We start from the raw sequence: 16,114 nt of genomic DNA, 5'->3' as shown, positions 1-16,114 counted from the left end.
CCTTATTCGGGGATAACGGCGATCACATCGATTTCCATCAGCCATTGTGGCTGGCCCAGGGCCGACACCACCAGCCCGGTGGAGATCGGGAACACGCCCTTGAGCCACTTGCCGACTTCCTGGTACACCGGCTCGCGGTAGCGCGGGTCGATCAGGTAGGTGGTGGTCTTGACGATGTGGCTCAGGTCGCTGCCGGCTTCTTCCAGCAGTTGCTTGACGTTGCGCATGGCCTGCTCGGCCTGGGCGCGTGGGTCGCCGAGGCCCACCAGGTTACCGTCGAAATCGGTGCCCACCTGGCCACGCACATACACCGTATTGCCGGCGCGTACGGCCTGGCACAGGTCGTTGTCCAGGCTCTGGTTAGGGTAGGTTTCCTTGGTGTTGAACATGCGGATACGAGTGTGAGTAGGCATCAAAAAAACTCCAGAAATAAGTGATCAGGCGCTGACAGGTGAGGTGTGAACAACCGGCGCGGGTTCGCGGTACTCAAGGTATTGGCGCTGGATGGCGATATGGTCGGCCACGTACTTGGCGTCATGCCAAACGCCCCAGATAAACGACGAGCCCCGGCGCGACTGCCATGGCAAACCGAGGAAGTAGATGCCCGACTCGCTGGCCACGCCGCGCTGGTGCTGCGGCTTGCCGGCGGCGTCAAACGCATCGACTTTCAGCCAGCTGTAGTCCACGGCAAAACCGGTGGCCCAGATGATTGAAGTGATACCGGCCTTGGCCAGGTCCAGTTCAAGGATCGGGTGCTTGATGCACTCGGCATCGGGAAACACGCGGCGCGCTTCAGGCTCTACCGGCAGGTCCAGTCCGTTGCGTTCGATATAGGCATCCGCCGCATCCAGCAGGGCCAGGTAGTTCTCATCGCCGCGCGCCAGGTTGTCCACCAGGTTGGGCTGGAAGCTCGCAACGCTGCCGTTGAAGGATTGGGTCAGGCCAACCAGGGTCATGCCTTGCTGGGCCAGCTCACGGAAGTCGATGGTCTTGCCGCCGTGGGCGCCGCTTACCGCAATGGTCACGTGCTCACGACCGGGTTTCATCGCCGCCTGGTCCCACTCGCCCAGCACCCCCAGCCACCAGCAGAAATCGCGGTTGCGATAGGCACGCGGTGGGCGGTCGTGGGCGCCGACCGAGAGGTACACCTGGCGGCCGGAGCGTTGCAGTTCATCGGCAATCTGTACCCCGGAGGAACCCGCACCCACCACCAGCACGGCGCCGGCCGGCAGTTGGGCGGGGTTGCGGTAGTCAGCGGAGTGGATCTGGTGCAGCGCAGTGTCTTTAGGCGCAATCGCCGGAATCACCGGCTTCTGGAACGGCCCGGTCGCCGCCACCACACGGTTGGCTTCGATCACGCCTTCGCTGGTGTGGATGGTAAAGCCTGGGCGGCCGACATTGCGCACCACGGACGTCACGTCCACGCCGGTGCGAATCGGCGCATTGAACTTGCGTGCATAGGCTTCGAAGTAATCCGCCACCCGCTCTTTTGGCGCAAAGCCATCGGGGGCGACGTTATCGAAGGCCAGGCCCGGAAAACGGTCGTGCCAGGCGGGGCCGTTGGCAACCAGCGAATCCCAGCGGCCGGTGCGCCAGCGCTCGGCGATACGGCTGCGCTCCAGCACCAGGTGCGGCACGCCTTGCTTGCTCAGGTGCTCGCTCATGGCGACGCCAGCCTGACCGGCTCCCACCACCAGCGTGTCTGTTTTTGTTATTGCTTGAGTCATGTGTCTGTCCTTGCGTAATGCAGTTGGATTCAGCTTGGGCATGGCTTCAAGGCTAGGGGGAGGGCGGTTTTTAATAAAATATTATTAAGCTGGGAAGTGAGCATAAATATCGAATGCAGGCTCACCCTATCGGGTGATTTCGAGGAGGGGAGGAGTGTGTGACCATCCTTGCAGTTCTTTCAGTGAGTCTTTGAAGTGGAAAACGACCGGCTTTCTTCTGCGCAATGGTTCGAACAGATGGCGCGGGTGACCGATAGCATCGGGCAACCGGGGTTCGCCGCGACCTTGTTCGAGGCCCTCGGTTATCTCCAGCCGATCCAGGCCACCACGCTGTATTTCTACCCGCGTGGCGGCATGCCCAGCGCGCTGTTCGAGCTGGAAGGGCCGTGGCTGCCACAAGGCAACGTGCGCCAGTACCTGTCGGGGTTTTATTTGCTCGACCCGTTTTACGGGGCCTGCGTGGAAGGCGTCAGCTCCGGGTGTTACGACCTGGCCGACGTCGCCCCCGATCACTTCGAGCTCAGTGAATATTTCCAGTCGTTTTACCGGCACTCCCATCTGGAGGATGAGCTGAACTACATCCTGCAGTCGAGCAACGGGTCGAGCCTGGCGGTGTCACTGGCCTTTACGCAAAAGCTCGATGCCGCGGTCACCCGGCAATTCAAGCGCATAGCCCCGTGGGTGCTGGCGGTGCTGGGCAAGCATTTCGTTGGCCTGGATGCCCACGGTGCGCGCTTCGAAAACCTGCTGGAACAGCGCATTCACTCGGCGCTGAACAACTTTGGCTCGTCGATCTTGACCGAACGGGAATGCCGGATCGCCCAACTGATCCTGCGTGGGCATTCCACTCGCTCGTTGGCCGAGCGCCTCGACGTCTCGGAAGACACCATCAAGTCCCACCGCAAACACATCTACACCAAGCTCGATATCGGCGCGCAATCGGAACTGTTTGCCTTGTTTATCGACTCGTTGGCCGAAGCCCAGGGCGTCCTGAGCAAAGACCCTCTGGAAAGCTATATGAGCAAGAACCGCTGAGCGGCGTTGCTCCCCTTTGCGTCACCACTAATAAGAGAGAGATACCATGAATGTACCCGCCCAACTGAACCGCCTGACCGAGGATTACCAGACGTCTGATGCGGCCCACCACATCCATGCATTTGTCGACCAAAAGGCGCTGAATGCCGAAGGCCCGCGTGTGATGGTGCGCGGTGAGGGCTTGTACCTGTGGGACAGCGAAGGCAAGCGTTACCTGGACGGCATGTCGGGCCTGTGGTGCACCCAGCTGGGTTATGGGCGCCGGGACTTGACCGCTGCCGCCGCCGCGCAAATGGATCAGCTGGCGTACTACAACATGTTCTTTCACACCACCCACCCGGCGGTGATCGAGCTGTCGGAGCTGCTCTTCAGCCTGTTGCCGGCGCACTACAGCCACGTGATCTACACCAACTCCGGCTCCGAGGCCAACGAAGTGCTGATCCGCACCGTGCGCCGCTACTGGCAGGTGGTCGGCCAGCCGCAGAAGAAAATCATGATCGGTCGCTGGAACGGCTATCACGGCTCCACCCTGGCCGCGTCGGCGCTGGGCGGCATGAAGTTCATGCACGAGATGGGCGGCCTGATTCCGGACGTCGCGCACATTGACGAACCTTATTGGTATGCCCATGGCGGCGAGCTGACGCCTGCCGAGTTCGGCCGCCGCTGCGCCCTGCAGCTGGAAGAAAAAATCCTCGAACTGGGCGCGGAAAACGTCGCCGGGTTTATCGCCGAGCCGTTCCAGGGAGCGGGCGGCATGATCTTTCCGCCGGAAAGCTACTGGCCCGAGATCCAGCGCATTTGCCGTCAATACGATGTGCTGCTGTGTGCCGATGAGGTGATTGGCGGGTTTGGCCGTACCGGCGAGTGGTTCGCCCACCAACACTTCGGTTTTGAGCCCGATACCCTGTCGATCGCCAAGGGCCTGACCTCCGGCTACCTGCCAATGGGCGGCCTGGTGCTGAGCAAGCGCGTGGCCGATGCGCTGGTGGAGCGCGGCGGTGTGTTCGCCCACGGGCTGACCTATTCCGGGCACCCGGTGGCGGCGGCGGTGGCGCTGGCCAACCTCAAGGCGCTGCGGGACGAAGGCATCGTGCGCCAGGTGAAGGACGACACCGGGCCGTACCTGCAGAAAATCCTGCAGGAAGTGTTCGGCAACCACCCGATGATCGGCGAGATCCAGGGCACGGGCCTGCTCGCGGCCTTGCAGTTCGCCGAAGACAAGGCCACGCGCAAACGCTTCGAGCATGAAAACGACCTGGCCTGGCAGTGCCGCACCTTCGGTTTCGAAGAGGGCGTGATCATTCGCTCCACACTGGGCCGCATGATCATGGCACCTGCGCTGGTGGCCACGCGCGCGGAGTTGGACGAGCTGGTTGAAAAGACCCGCATTGCGGTAGATCGCACCGCACGGATCGCGGGAAAACTGTGAAGTGACCTGCGCGCCACTCCCCTGTAAGGGGTGGTGCGCACCCTCCATCAGGCAACGCTTGAACGGCATCGAGGTCATCGAATGCCGCGACGCCCTGCATCCCCATTTCCAGGAGTCACCCATGAATACAATAACAAACGTGACCGATACACCCGCTCATCAAACCTCACCCAAAGGCGCTTCATCCCGGCGCTTTCGTCAGCCGCTGGGCCTTGTGGGGCTGGTGCTTTTCGGCCTGGCGTACATGGTGCCGCTGGCGGTGTTTACCACCTACGGCCTGGTGACCCAAATGACCAAGGGCCACTTGCCGACCGCTTACATGCTGACCCTCGCCGCCATGCTGCTGACGGCCTACAGCTATGGGCGCATGGTCCAGGCGCATCCCTATTCGGGCTCGGTCTATTCTTATACCCGCAAGGCGTTTGGCGCTTACTTCGGTTTTATCGCCGGGTGGACCCTGTTGCTGGACTACATCTTTTTGCCGCTGCTCAGTTATCTGCTGATCGGCATCTACATGTCCGAGTACTTTCCCGCGGTACCGACCGCCGTGTGGGTGCTCGGCTCGATTGCGCTGGTGACCACGCTTAACCTGGTGGGCATCGAGTCCATCACCCGGGTCAACTGGATACTGATCGTGGCCCAGTTGGTGTTCATCGTGGTGTTCGTGGCGTTGTCGGTGCAGACCCTCAACGAGCAGTCCGGACCGGTGTCGCTGCTGGCGCCATTCCACCACGAAGGCTTCAGTGCACCGTTGATCATGGCGGGTGCTGCGGTGTTGTGCCTGTCCTTTCTCGGTTTCGACGCCGTGTCGACCATGGCCGAGGAAACCCCCAACCCGCGACGCACCATTCCTCTGGCGATCATGGTGGTCTCGTTGTTCGGCGGCCTGCTGTTCCTGCTGGTCTCGTATTTCGCGCAAATGGTGTTCCCGGAATGGAACAGCTTCGTCGACCCGGATGCGGCGTCGGTGGACGTCATGCGCCGGGTGGGCGGCGAACTGCTGGTGACGGCCTTTACCGCGACCTATGTCGCCGGTTGCTTTGCCTCGGCGATGGTCTCCCAGGCCAGTGTGTCGCGGGTGTTGTTCGCCATGGGGCGTGACGGCGCACTGCCCCGCGTGCTCGGCAAGCTGGTGACCAAAAAGCGCGTGCCGGCCACGGCGATCGTGCTGGTCAGCCTGTTCTCGCTGATTGCCCTGGTGATCACGCTGGACACCGTCGCCAACATGATCAGCTTCGGTGCGCTGTTCGCGTTCTCGGCGGTGAACCTGGCGGTGATCAAGCATTACCTGGTCGACCAGAAGTTGCGTGGCACCAGGAACTACTTGCTGTACGCGGTTGTGCCGGCGCTTGGGTTCCTCAGCACGATCTGGCTGTGGAGCAGCCTTTCCAGCCTGTCGTTCACCATCGGCCTGTGCTGGATGGGGCTGGGCCTCATTTGTTTGCTGGGCATCACGCGAGGGCTGCGGGTGAAGATGCCGGAACTGCAGATCGCCGAGTGACCCGCCCGTTTATCCAAAGCCATTTATCGGGAGTACAACGTGTTCGACCTTAACTACTGGCAACAGCGTGTTGCCCGCCAGACGTTCATCAACACCGCCTTAATCGGTGGCCGCTCAGTGAGCGCGGCCACCGGGGCCACCTTCGATGCAATCAATCCCGCCACCCAGCAGTTGCTGGCGCGTGTGTCGGCCTGCGGTGACGCCGAGGTTGACCTGGCCGTGCGCAGCGCTCGGCAAGCGTTCGACACCGGCCCCTGGCGACGGATGCCGCCGGTGGAACGCAAGAAAATCCTGGTCAGACTCTCCGAGTTACTGATGACCCACCGTGAGGAACTGGCGCTGCTCGATTCGCTGAACATGGGCAAGCCGGTGATGGACGCCTACAACGTTGACGTACCCGGCGCCGCCAATGTGTTTGCCTGGTACGGCGAAGCCCTCGACAAGCTCTACGATCAAGTGGCACCCACCGCTCACAACGCGCTGGCAACCATCACCCGCGAAGCCTTGGGCGTGATTGCAGCGGTGGTGCCGTGGAACTTCCCGCTCGACATGGCCGCCTGGAAGCTCGCGCCGGCATTGGCGGCCGGTAACAGCGTGGTCCTGAAGCCCGCTGAGCAGTCACCATTTTCTGCGTTGCGCCTGGCCCAGCTTGCCCTGGAAGCGGGCATTCCGGAAGGCGTGTTGAACGTGGTGCCCGGCCTCGGCGAAAGTGCCGGCAAGGCCCTGGGGCTGCACCCTGATGTGGATTGCCTGGTCTTCACCGGCTCCACTCAGGTCGGCAAATATTTTATGCAGTACTCCGCCCAGTCCAACTTGAAGCAGGTGTGGCTGGAGTGTGGCGGCAAGAGCCCGAACCTGGTGTTCGACGACTGCCAGGACCTGGACCTTGCGGCGGAGAAGGCCGCCTTCGGCATCTTTTTCAACCAGGGCGAGGTGTGCTCGGCTAACTCCCGCCTCTACGTGCAACGCTCCATCCATGACGAGTTCGTTGAGCGCCTGATTGCCAAATCACGGGCCTGGATGCCGGGTGATCCGCTGGACCCGGGCAGTGCTGCCGGTGCAATCGTCGACGGTGAGCAAACCACCCGCATCATGAACGCCATCGTCCAGGCCCAGGGCGAGGGCGCCAGGCTGGTGTGCGGTGGCGAACAGTTGAGCATCAATGGTTCCACCAACTTCATCCAGCCGACCATTTTTGCCGGCGTGACCCGCGACATGGCGCTCTCCCGTGATGAAGTGTTCGGCCCGGTGCTTGCCGTCAGCGCCTTTGACACGGAAGAACAGGCGATACAACACGCCAATGACAGCCTCTACGGCCTGGCGGCGTCGGTATGGAGTGATGACCTCAACCGTGCACACCGCGTGGCCCGTGCGCTGAATGCCGGGACTGTTTCGGTGAACACCATTGACGCCCTGGATGTCGCGGTACCCTTCGGTGGCGGCAAGCAATCCGGGTTCGGTCGTGACCTATCACTGCATGCCTTTGACAAGTACACGCAGCTGAAAACCACCTGGTTTCAGCTGCGTTGACTCAAGTTGTCATCCGGTCGTGTATTTATGGGTGTTCGGCCGGCGTCCATGCAGGCAAACTTCACCCGAACTCAGAGGGCTTTCAACAGCATGTCCACTCTTCGCGTAATGAGCGCTGCCGACTACGACGCCGTGCTCGAACTGATGCAAAACACCCCCGGCATCTCCCTGCGCGATGCGGACTCCCGCGAGGCCACCGAGCGTTACCTGGAGCGCAACCCCGGCATGAGTTTCGTGGCCGAGGTAGAGGGTCGGCTGGTGGCGTGCGTGATGTGCGGGCACGATGGCCGTCGGGGCTATTTGCAGCACCTGCTGGTGTTGCCGGAGTATCGGCGCCAGGGTATTGCGAATGCGCTGGTTGAGCGCTGCCTCAACAGCCTTGCGCAGCTCGGCATTCGCAAATGCCACCTGGATGTGTTCAAGACCAATGACAGCGCCGCCCGTTATTGGCAAGGCCAGGGCTGGCAGTTGAGGACCGATATTGACCGCTATTCGTTTACCCGACCGGGTGACGAGAATGCCTGATGTCCATGGAGGGACAGATGCTCGAGATAAGACGCGCCACGCAGGACGATGCACAGACCGCGTTTGATATTCGCTTGTTGGCCATACGCAGCCAATGCATCGGCGCCTATACGGCGGAACAGATGATGCTGTGGACCCGGGGCTGCGCCGAGGATGGTTATGACACGCTGATGGACAAGCATTTTTACCTGGGATGTATCAACGGTGAGCCGGTGGCTACCGGCATGCTGGACCTGGCGAACAACGAAATCGGTGCGCTGTTCGTGCTGCCCGGGTTTACCGGACGCGGGATTGGCAAGCAGATGGTGGCGTATCTGGAGGCGCTGGCGCGGGAATTGGGGATCGAGGAGGTGATCCTGGACGCGACGTTGAACGCGGCGGATTTTTACCGGCGACACGGCTATGTGGGCAGCGAACAGGCGATTTACCATTCGCCATCGGGGTTGCAACTGGCGTGTATTCCGATGCGCAAACACCTGTACCGTTCGCACTGACACCCCAAAAAAAACTGTGGCGATGGGGCTTGCTGTGGTGAGGGGGCTTGTCCCCCGTTGGGCTGCGAAGCGGCCCCAATAAGGCGACTGCGGTCTTGCAGGCAGAACTCAGTGACTGTTTTGGGGCTGCTGCGCAGCCCAACGGGGGACAAGCCCCCTCGCCACAGGTCATGTCTTGAATGCCCCACGCAAACGCTTGATCACCTCGTCTACAGCGGGACCTTGTACCGCCGGTGGAGTAGGGCTCTCACCAAACTCTCGCCAGATAAAAAATGTCAGTTCGGCTCCGTCGGTAGCCTCCTGCGGCACCCCGAAACTCTGCAACACCCGATAGCGCTCATCCCCCCAGAACAACGCTTCCACCCACTCGTAAACCGGAATGAAATGAAAGTGCAGCGGGAAGCCCGGCATATGCCCGAACCGGCTGATATAAAGCCACTTGGGCTGCAGTTGCGCCTCCATGATTCGCTGGGTTTTGGCCAATAACCCACCCAGCTCTGCGAGCGCCGCCTCGGGCATGTCCGCCAGTGAGTGGGCCGGCACCTTGGCACCCAGCATCAGGTAGCCCGGCAGTGCGGATGACAGGTGATGATTGAGCAGCCAATGCTCGGTCTCATGCACAACAAAGGATGGATCGATCTTCATCGACGGGCGTCCATGCGGAGGAGGGTGCAGGATACTGTATCCCGCAAATGCAGTGGATCTGTCTCTATCGCTGTGCGCACCTGTTCAGTAGGTTCTGACCATCTGCATTCACCGCCGAGACCCTCATGAACCTGACCGCAATTCCCTTTGGCACCACCGACTGGTCGACCCTCGAACCGGTGCTGCATCCCGGCGAAACCGGCAGCGCGTATTGGCGCACCTGCCAGTTCGGTTCAACCCGCGTGCGCATGGTCGAATACAGCGCCGGTTACCTCGCCGATCACTGGTGTTGGCGCGGGCATATCCTGCTGTGCCTGGAGGGCGAGTTGCACACCGAGCTGGAGGACGGCCGGCAGTTCACGCTGACGGCCGGGATGAGTTACCAGGTGGGCAACGACATGGAGGGACATCGCTCATCCACAGCCATCGGGGCGAAGTTGTTTGTGGTGGATTGACGTTTTATCGGCCCTCACCCCTTGCGGTAAACCCCCGCCAACTCCCGCGCCAACCCAATGAAGTTCTGCAACGGCGCTGACGGATTGAACGTGCGCCTGACCAGGGTGATCGGCGCCAGCAACCTTGGTCGCGCATCGCTGATCCGGCAGTACACCACGCTCTCGCGGTGCACATCACGCATCGACGCCGGCACCACCGAGATGCCCTCACCGGCGGCCACCAGGCTGACGTTGGTCAGCATGCGTTCCACTTCAAAGGCAATCTTCGGCTCGAAGCCGGCGTTCTGGCAGGCCTTGATCAGGTTGGCGTACATCCCCGGTGCGCCGGGGCGGCGGACCAGGATGAAGCGTTCGTTTTCGAGGTCGGCCATGGTGATCTTGGGCTCGGCACCCTTGAGCAACGGGTGCCCGACGGGCAGGGTCAGCAGCATTTCTTCGTTGAGCAGGCGGTGGAACGTCAGGCTCTGGTGGTCGCCCACCGGGGCGCGCAGGATGCCGATGTCGATGCGTTTTTCGATGGTGTCTTCGGTGACTTCCCGGGCGCTGCCTTCGTTGATCGAGAGTTCCACGCCGGGGTATTGCTCGCGGTAGGCGCGGATGATTCGTGGGATCAGCGGGTGGGCGGCGGCGGAGCTGGTGAAGGCGATGACCAGGGTGCCTTCGATGCCCTGGGCGGCGCGGGCAGCCTTGAGCGAGCCTTGCTCGACACGGGCGAGGATGATCCGCGCTTCATCGAGAAACACCAGGCCGCCGGCGGTCAGGTCGACACCCTTGGGGTGACGCTTGAACAGGTCGAACCCCAGCTCTTGCTCCAGAGCGCGAATCTGTTGGCTGAGGGGCGGTTGCTGCATGTTCAGGCGGGCGGCGGCGCGGGTGAAATGTCGCTCTTCGGCCACCATGATGAAATAACGTAAATGGCGAAGTTCCATGGTGGTATATCCCGTGACAAGACTTTATTATTTGTGGCCTGATGCGCCTTGGCGACCAATATGCCGAAAGTGGCCTGATCCGACAATAACAATAAATAAAAAGACCATGGAGCATTGATGTCGAGCCGATTTTTCAATAACGCCACCCTGCCTATTTTGATTGCCATTGCACTTGGCATGGTGTTAGGGCTGTTTTATCCGGGTGTCGCGGTTGAGATGAAACTGCTCAGTGACACCTTTATAAAAGTGGTCGGGTTATTGATGCCGTTTCTGTTGTTTGTGCTGGTATCGACCGGTGTCGCCGGGATCAAGCGCGAACCCCACCACCGGCACGTCGTGGGCCGAATTGTCCTGTATTTTCAGCTGATGTCCCTGGCCGCGCTGCTGCTGGGGATGGCGACGGGGTGGCTGTTCAACCTCGATCATGGGGCGGTGGCCAACCTGGATTTTGATCACCTGACACCGCCCGTCGCGCCGGAAACACTGCTGCACGAGCTGTCGATGACCTCGATTTCGTCCAGTCTCTACAAGGTGTTCACCCAAAGCCTGGTGCTGCAGGTGATGCTGGTGGCGGTGCTGTGCGGGCTGATGCTGGGGCGGGGCGGCCAAGTCGGCAACCGCTGCCTGGGCTGGCTGGAAGCAGCCGTCGCCGGGTTGTTCTGGCTGCTGCGGGTTATCTTGAAATTCGCACCGTTGGCGGCGTTCGGTGCGATGGCATTTGTGGTGGGAAAGTACGGTTTAAGTTCGGTGTTGCCGCTCTTGAAGTTCATTGTGGTTATTTATCTGGCGTGCGCCGTTTTCGTTATTTTAGTGTTCGCCACGATTACACGCCTGCTCGGCGTTAAATTGACTCGGCTCATTGTTTACTTGAAAGAAGAGTTGTTGTTGGTGACGTTTACCGGCTCGTCAGTGGCTGCACTTCCTGGTTGTGTGAGCAAACTTGAGGCGTTGGGCTGTGATCGCCAATTAGTGCGCCTGGTGCTGACCACCGGTTATACCTTCAATTTGGCGGGCACCAACATTTACCTGACCACCGCCATCATGTTCCTGGCGCATCTGGCTGGTGTGGAGATTGCCGTGCCCGAGTTGCTGGCGGTGCTGGTGATCTGCCTGTTCACCTCGCTTGGGTCCACCAGCGTCGCGGGCTCGGCGCTGTTTACCCTGATTGCGACGTTGAACATCCTGCAACTGGTGCCGCTGGAAGGGGTGGGATTGTTGTTGGGGGTGGAGCGGCTGATGAAGTGTCGGTCGTTGACCAATGTGCTGGGCAATTGTGTGGCGTGCCTGGCGATTTGCGGGTGGCAGGTGGCGATTGATCGTGAGGTATTGAAGCGGGAGCTGAGTCACTGAGCCAAACACAATGTCCAGCCCCATACTCGGTCAAATGTGGGAGCGGGCTTGCTCGCTCCCACACAAGCCCGCTCCCACATTCAGATTGCATTTCAGCCCTTGGCGTTCAGCAACTTGTCGAAGGCCTTGTCCAGATTGCCTTCCGCACCTTTCAATTTCTCACGTCGTTCCTTCAACCAGCTCTGGTCTGCGTCGAGGTTCTTGCGCGCTTCCACCAACATCCGCTTGACCTCTTCCGGCTGCGGCCCACCCGTGCCTTTACGGGTCTTGACCATCGTCGTCGGCGACAGCGCCGCACGGAAACCCGCCTCATCCAGCGGCAAGGCATTCGGTGTCCATTTGTATTTGTCCGCTGCCTGGGTGTACAGCTTCTGCGCGTCCGCATACGGGAAGGTCTTCGGCGTGGTGCCGTTGCTGCGCGCCTCGGTGACGATCAACGAAGCGAAGCTGTGGCCAATGCGGAACGGCACCTTGAACTGACGCTCCAGGGTGTCGGCCAGCTCCATCGAGGTGGTCCACTCCGACTCCAGTTCATCCAGCGCACGCTGCGGGTTGATTTGCAGCGCGTCCAGCACGGCATCCATGCTTTTGAACATCTCGTCGGTGGACTGGAACAGGCCCAGTGAATCAAACGCGAACTTGTAGTCGGTCATGCCGGTGGTGACGTTATGCGCGCGCAAGGTCACGGTTTGCGCCAGGCCCACCACATCCGAGGCCGATTCGCGGGTGCGCATCAACAAGCCCGGGTTGCGTTTTTGCGGCATTGCACTGCTGGTGTAAGTGGACTCTTCGTCCAGCAGCAGCCATGGGCGGATCTGATGGTATTGGGTATGGATATCGCCAATCATCGCGCCGATGCGGATCGCCGAAGACGCCGCCAGGTTGGCCGCTTCGATCGGGATGTCATAGGTCGACACCTGGCTCGAGTCCAGGGAGTTTTCCCGCACGCCGTCAAAGCCCAGCAACTCGGCCAGGCGTTCGCGGTTCAGCGGGTAGGCGGAGTTCGCCAGCACCGCGGTGCCCATCGGGCTCTGGTTGAGGCGGGTGTAGAGTTCCCGGATGCGCTGGCCGTCACGGTCAAACGCGGCTTCGAACGCCAGCAGGTAATGCGCATAGCTGATGGGCATCGCCTGCACGCCGTTGGTGTAGGCGGGCACCAGGGTGTCGATGTTCTTGTCGGCGATGTTCAGGATGCGTTGGCGGGTGGCGTTCAGTGCGTCGCTGTAGGCCAATACCTGTGAGCGCAGTTTGGCCAGGCGGTAGGTGGCGAGCATGTCCTGGCGGCTGCGGCCGGAGTGGATCAGGGAGGCTTCCGGACCGATTTTGTCGGTCATGATTTTTTCCAGTTGCAGCACGTCTTCCGGGCGTTTGCCGTCAGGCTGGTCGGCCTGGTCGATGGCAAAACGTACACCGCCGGCGATCTTGTGGCCCATGTCCGGTTTCACGATGCCTTCTTCGGTGAGCATCACGATCGAGGCTTTGTTGATGCGGTTCAGCCAGGCGAACTGGGTTTGGGTCGGGTCACCCTTGGCCTTGTGGGCCGTTTGCGAAGAGCCCGGCGTGGCGCCGACTTTGGCCGCCTGGGCCGCGCACTCTTCGGTGGTCTTGCAGGGCAGCGCACCGGTGTCGGCGGCGTAGGCGCCGTAACTGCTGAACAGGGCAAGGGCGACGGCCAGGTGGATCAGGCTTTTTTTGGTATTCATGTGCAACGCTCCGGGAAAAATCACAGCAAGGGCAGGGTGTAGCTGACGATAAAGCGGTTCTGGTCGATATCGCTGCCGCTGCCATTGCTGCGATACGTGCCATTGCGCCATTTCACTTCAAGGTTCTTCAGGGCACCGCTCTGGAACACGTAGCCGATATCGGTATTGCGCTCCCACTCGGTGCCTTCCAGGGTGCGAGTCCGCACGAAGTTGTCGCCTTTGAGGTAGCGGGTCATGAAGGTCAGGCCGGGGATGCCGAGGGCGGCGAAGTCATAGTCGTAGCGGGCCTGCCAGGACTTTTCCTCGGGGTTGGCGAAGTCCGGCGAGATCATCACGTAGTTCACGAGGTAGGAGTCGGTGCCGTCCAGGTGGGGGAAGCCGGTGGTGCCTTTCATGCGCTGGTAGGCGGCGCCGAACGAGTGGCCATGGATGCTGTAGGTGAACTTGGCGCCGAAGGCCTGGTTGTCGATGTTGCTGTTGCCTTCCTTGCTGGAGTCGGCGTATCGCAGGTCGGTCTTGAACGACTGGGCGTCGCCCAACGGCAGGGTGTGGACCAGGTTGAAGATGTGCTGCTTGTAGTTGTTCTCGAGGTTGGCGTAGTGGTAGCCGGTGACGAGGGTTTTGGTCCAGGCGTAGCTGGCACTGGCGAAGTCGAATTTATCGCTGGGCACGGCGCCCTTGATGCCTTTGCCATCGACTTCGATGTCGGCATGGCCGCTGTCGTTGCGCAGGGTGTTGCTGGTCAGGCGCCCGGCGTCGAAGGTCAGGCCGGCGATGTCCTGGCTGGTCAGTTGGGTGCCGCGAAACGTCTGGGGCAGCAGCCTGCCGTCGTTGGGCAGCACAGTCGGCAGCTTGGGGATCAACGTGCCGAATTTCAGCACGCTTTTGGAGATGCGCGCCTTGGCCGTGGCGCCCATTCGGCTGTAGCTGTCCGGCGCGCCGTCCTCGCCCACGGGGAGCAGGCCGGTGTTTTGACGGTCGGGGCTGGAGTCCAGTTTCAGGCCCTGCAGGCCGATGGCATCGAGGCCAAAGCCCACCAGGCCTTCGGTATAACCCGACTGGTAATTGAGGATCAGCCCTTGGGCCCACTCATCGCGTTTGGACTGGCTCGCGTTGGGCTGGCGGTAATCGCTGTTGAAGTAGAAGTTGCGAAATTCGAGGTCGGCCTTGCTGTCTTTGAAAAAGTCAGCTTCGGCAAAGGTAGGGAAGGCAAGGGTCAAACCGAGGGTGGCCGAAGTCAGTCCCAGGGTAATGGGGGATTTGTTCATTGTTATTCCCGTTGTCTGCTGCTTGTTTTTAGAATTATTTGGCCGGACGGCGACAGGGAGACGCGTCCGGCTTGCGCAGGCTAACGAGTTGTTTTGCAGATTGAAAATATATAGAAAGTGTTGAGGCGAGAGGTTTTAAATATGAGGGTGTTTCGCTGTGGTGAGGGGGGCTTGTCCTGTAGCGAGGGGGCTTGTCCCCCGTTGGAGTGCGCAGCGCTCCCGCTTTTTTTGGGGCCGCTACGCAGCCCAACGGGGGACAAGCCCCCTCACCACAAGTAACGGCGATCAATGCATCTTGCTGTGATCCATCGTTTCCATCGCATTCAACGCACGGGCTTCGGCCTTGACTTCAATCAGCTGCTTTTCACCCTTGGCATTTTCCACGGTGACGGTCAGCGGTACCTGGTCGCCTTCCTTGATCTGGGCTGTGAGGTCGATCAGCATCACGTGATAACCGTCCGGGTCGAGCTTCACGGCCTTGCCGGCCGGCAATGGCACCGAATCCACCGGGCCCATGCGCATCACGTCGTCCTTCATGGTCATCTCATGAATCTGCACGGTCTTGGCGACCGGCGACGCCACACTGAGCAGTTTGCTGTCGGTGTCGGCCGTCACGGTCATGAAGGCGCCGCTGGACGGCTGGCCCGGTACCGAGGCGCGTACCCAGGCGTCGGTGACCACTGCCTGTGCACTGGCGTGTGCCGCGAGGCCCAGCAGGGAGAGACCGAGGGCGATGCGCTTGAAGTGTTGAACGGCAGTCATTAGCAGACCTCCATGACGGTGAGCAGGTCTTCTGCGCACTCTTTGGCGTTAAGCGAAGCGGACAGGCCCAGGCGCAGGGTGCCCCGGGTGTCGAACACAAAGCTGGTGGCGGTGTGGGAGAGGGTGTAGCTGTCGCCGGCGGGGATCTTTTCATAAAAGATCCCGAATTCCTTGGCGGCCACGGCGATTTCTTCCGGGGTGCCGTACAGCGCCTTGAAGCTCGGGTCGAAGGCCTTGACGTAGGCGTCGAGAATCTCGGGGGTGTCGCGCTCGGGATCGAGGGTGATAAACACCACCTGCATGATCTTGCCGTCGCGGCCCATCAGTTTTTTCGCCTGGGCCATGCGTGCCAGGGTGGTCGGGCACACGGCCGGGCACTGGGTGAAGCCGAAGAACACCACCGGCATCAAGCCGCGGAAGGAACTCAAGGTGACGGTTTCACCGTCGGTGTTCTTGAGCTTGAAGGTACGGCCCATGATCTTGTCGCTCAGATCCTTGCCGTACTTGAAGTTCAGTTTCGGGCTGTTGTCACAGCCGGCCAGCAGGCCCAGGCCCAGCAATCCCATGCCGGTGAGGACCTTGCGGCGGGTGAATAACGTACTCATCAACTGTGCATCCTGTGAAGCGCCTGGGTACCACGAAGCGTTAAATCAGGCGAGGAGAGCGTGGCATTCTAACAACCCCTGCCTGCGGGCGTAATCTGCGACGTTCTGTCACAGGTGTGGCAGGGCAAGGCCAAATGTGGGCGCTGTCGAGCTTTA

General features: G+C 60.9%; 16 protein-coding genes. 8 read left to right on the top strand and 8 right to left on the bottom strand.

Translation table 11 applies throughout. From position 1 onward, the window contains the following. Positions 1 to 2: 2 nt before the first annotated feature. Both P3C29_RS07380 and P3C29_RS07375 read right to left on the bottom strand, forming a co-directional pair. Positions 3 to 413: a RidA family protein gene (locus tag P3C29_RS07380; RefSeq protein ID WP_010171793.1), complete on the bottom strand. Its 411-nt coding sequence runs from the start codon at positions 411 to 413 to the stop codon at positions 3 to 5. A gap of 24 nt (positions 414 to 437) precedes the next feature. After that, positions 438 to 1,727: an NAD(P)/FAD-dependent oxidoreductase gene (locus P3C29_RS07375; protein ID WP_201124481.1), complete on the bottom strand. Its 1,290-nt coding sequence runs from the start codon at positions 1,725 to 1,727 to the stop codon at positions 438 to 440. 195 nt (positions 1,728 to 1,922) lie between these two features. On the opposite strand from P3C29_RS07375, the gene P3C29_RS07370 reads away from it, so the two are divergent. From P3C29_RS07370 to P3C29_RS07345, 6 genes are all read left to right on the top strand, one after another. Further along, complete coding sequence (locus tag P3C29_RS07370) at positions 1,923 to 2,762, top strand: helix-turn-helix transcriptional regulator (protein WP_169388801.1); 840 nt, start codon at positions 1,923 to 1,925, stop codon at positions 2,760 to 2,762. Positions 2,763 to 2,808: 46 nt separating this feature from the next. Then, positions 2,809 to 4,191: an aspartate aminotransferase family protein gene (locus P3C29_RS07365; RefSeq protein WP_275964198.1), complete on the top strand. Its 1,383-nt coding sequence runs from the start codon at positions 2,809 to 2,811 to the stop codon at positions 4,189 to 4,191. 121 nt (positions 4,192 to 4,312) lie between these two features. Then, positions 4,313 to 5,692 (top strand): APC family permease, encoded by a 1,380-nt coding sequence (locus P3C29_RS07360; protein ID WP_201124480.1) that lies wholly within the window; start codon positions 4,313 to 4,315, stop codon positions 5,690 to 5,692. Between the two features lie 39 nt (positions 5,693 to 5,731). Then, positions 5,732 to 7,222, top strand: a complete 1,491-nt coding sequence (locus P3C29_RS07355) for an aldehyde dehydrogenase (RefSeq protein WP_201124479.1) — start codon at positions 5,732 to 5,734, stop codon at positions 7,220 to 7,222. A gap of 48 nt (positions 7,223 to 7,270) precedes the next feature. Continuing rightward, positions 7,271 to 7,747 carry a GNAT family N-acetyltransferase gene (locus P3C29_RS07350; protein WP_169389391.1) on the top strand — a complete coding sequence of 159 codons (477 nt, stop codon included), beginning with the start codon at positions 7,271 to 7,273 and terminating at the stop codon, positions 7,745 to 7,747. Positions 7,748 to 7,764: 17 nt separating this feature from the next. Further along, complete coding sequence (locus tag P3C29_RS07345) at positions 7,765 to 8,241, top strand: GNAT family N-acetyltransferase (protein ID WP_201124478.1); 477 nt, start codon at positions 7,765 to 7,767, stop codon at positions 8,239 to 8,241. A 168-nt stretch (positions 8,242 to 8,409) separates the two neighbouring features. On the opposite strand, the gene P3C29_RS07340 is transcribed toward P3C29_RS07345, so the two are convergent. Next, positions 8,410 to 8,886 carry an HIT family protein gene (locus tag P3C29_RS07340; RefSeq protein WP_201124477.1) on the bottom strand — a complete coding sequence of 159 codons (477 nt, stop codon included), beginning with the start codon at positions 8,884 to 8,886 and terminating at the stop codon, positions 8,410 to 8,412. A gap of 125 nt (positions 8,887 to 9,011) precedes the next feature. Here P3C29_RS07340 and P3C29_RS07335 point away from each other — a divergent pair, with 125 nt between their 5' ends. After that, positions 9,012 to 9,341: a DHCW motif cupin fold protein gene (locus P3C29_RS07335; RefSeq protein ID WP_169388795.1), complete on the top strand. Its 330-nt coding sequence runs from the start codon at positions 9,012 to 9,014 to the stop codon at positions 9,339 to 9,341. Positions 9,342 to 9,355: 14 nt separating this feature from the next. Here P3C29_RS07335 and P3C29_RS07330 read toward each other — a convergent pair whose 3' ends face one another. After that, complete coding sequence (locus P3C29_RS07330; protein WP_275964197.1) at positions 9,356 to 10,270, bottom strand: LysR family transcriptional regulator; 915 nt, start codon at positions 10,268 to 10,270, stop codon at positions 9,356 to 9,358. A gap of 117 nt (positions 10,271 to 10,387) precedes the next feature. Here P3C29_RS07330 and P3C29_RS07325 point away from each other — a divergent pair, with 117 nt between their 5' ends. Continuing rightward, positions 10,388 to 11,620 carry a cation:dicarboxylase symporter family transporter gene (locus tag P3C29_RS07325; RefSeq protein WP_201124476.1) on the top strand — a complete coding sequence of 411 codons (1,233 nt, stop codon included), beginning with the start codon at positions 10,388 to 10,390 and terminating at the stop codon, positions 11,618 to 11,620. A 92-nt stretch (positions 11,621 to 11,712) separates the two neighbouring features. Here P3C29_RS07325 and P3C29_RS07320 read toward each other — a convergent pair whose 3' ends face one another. The 4 genes from P3C29_RS07320 to P3C29_RS07305 form a co-directional block, all read right to left on the bottom strand. Next, positions 11,713 to 13,323 (bottom strand): argininosuccinate lyase, encoded by a 1,611-nt coding sequence (locus P3C29_RS07320; RefSeq protein WP_201124475.1) that lies wholly within the window; start codon positions 13,321 to 13,323, stop codon positions 11,713 to 11,715. A 20-nt stretch (positions 13,324 to 13,343) separates the two neighbouring features. After that, the gene (locus P3C29_RS07315; RefSeq protein WP_010171774.1) at positions 13,344 to 14,591 is read right to left on the bottom strand and encodes an OprD family porin; all 1,248 of its coding nucleotides are present in this window, start codon (positions 14,589 to 14,591) and stop codon (positions 13,344 to 13,346) included. 285 nt (positions 14,592 to 14,876) lie between these two features. Then, positions 14,877 to 15,353, bottom strand: coding sequence for a copper chaperone PCu(A)C (locus P3C29_RS07310; protein ID WP_201124474.1), 477 nt, complete (start codon positions 15,351 to 15,353; stop codon positions 14,877 to 14,879). Next, positions 15,353 to 15,958 (bottom strand): SCO family protein, encoded by a 606-nt coding sequence (locus P3C29_RS07305; protein ID WP_010171770.1) that lies wholly within the window; start codon positions 15,956 to 15,958, stop codon positions 15,353 to 15,355. The genes P3C29_RS07310 and P3C29_RS07305 overlap by 1 nt, the downstream gene beginning before the upstream one ends. Between the last annotated feature and the right edge of the window lie 156 nt (positions 15,959 to 16,114).

Origin of the sequence: Pseudomonas sp. 1912-s, assembly GCF_029269205.1 — a bacterium.
In the GTDB taxonomy this organism is placed as follows: domain Bacteria; phylum Pseudomonadota; class Gammaproteobacteria; order Pseudomonadales; family Pseudomonadaceae; genus Aquipseudomonas.
Note: the sequence above shows the minus strand (reverse complement) of the source record. Positions and strands in the feature narration are given on the sequence as shown.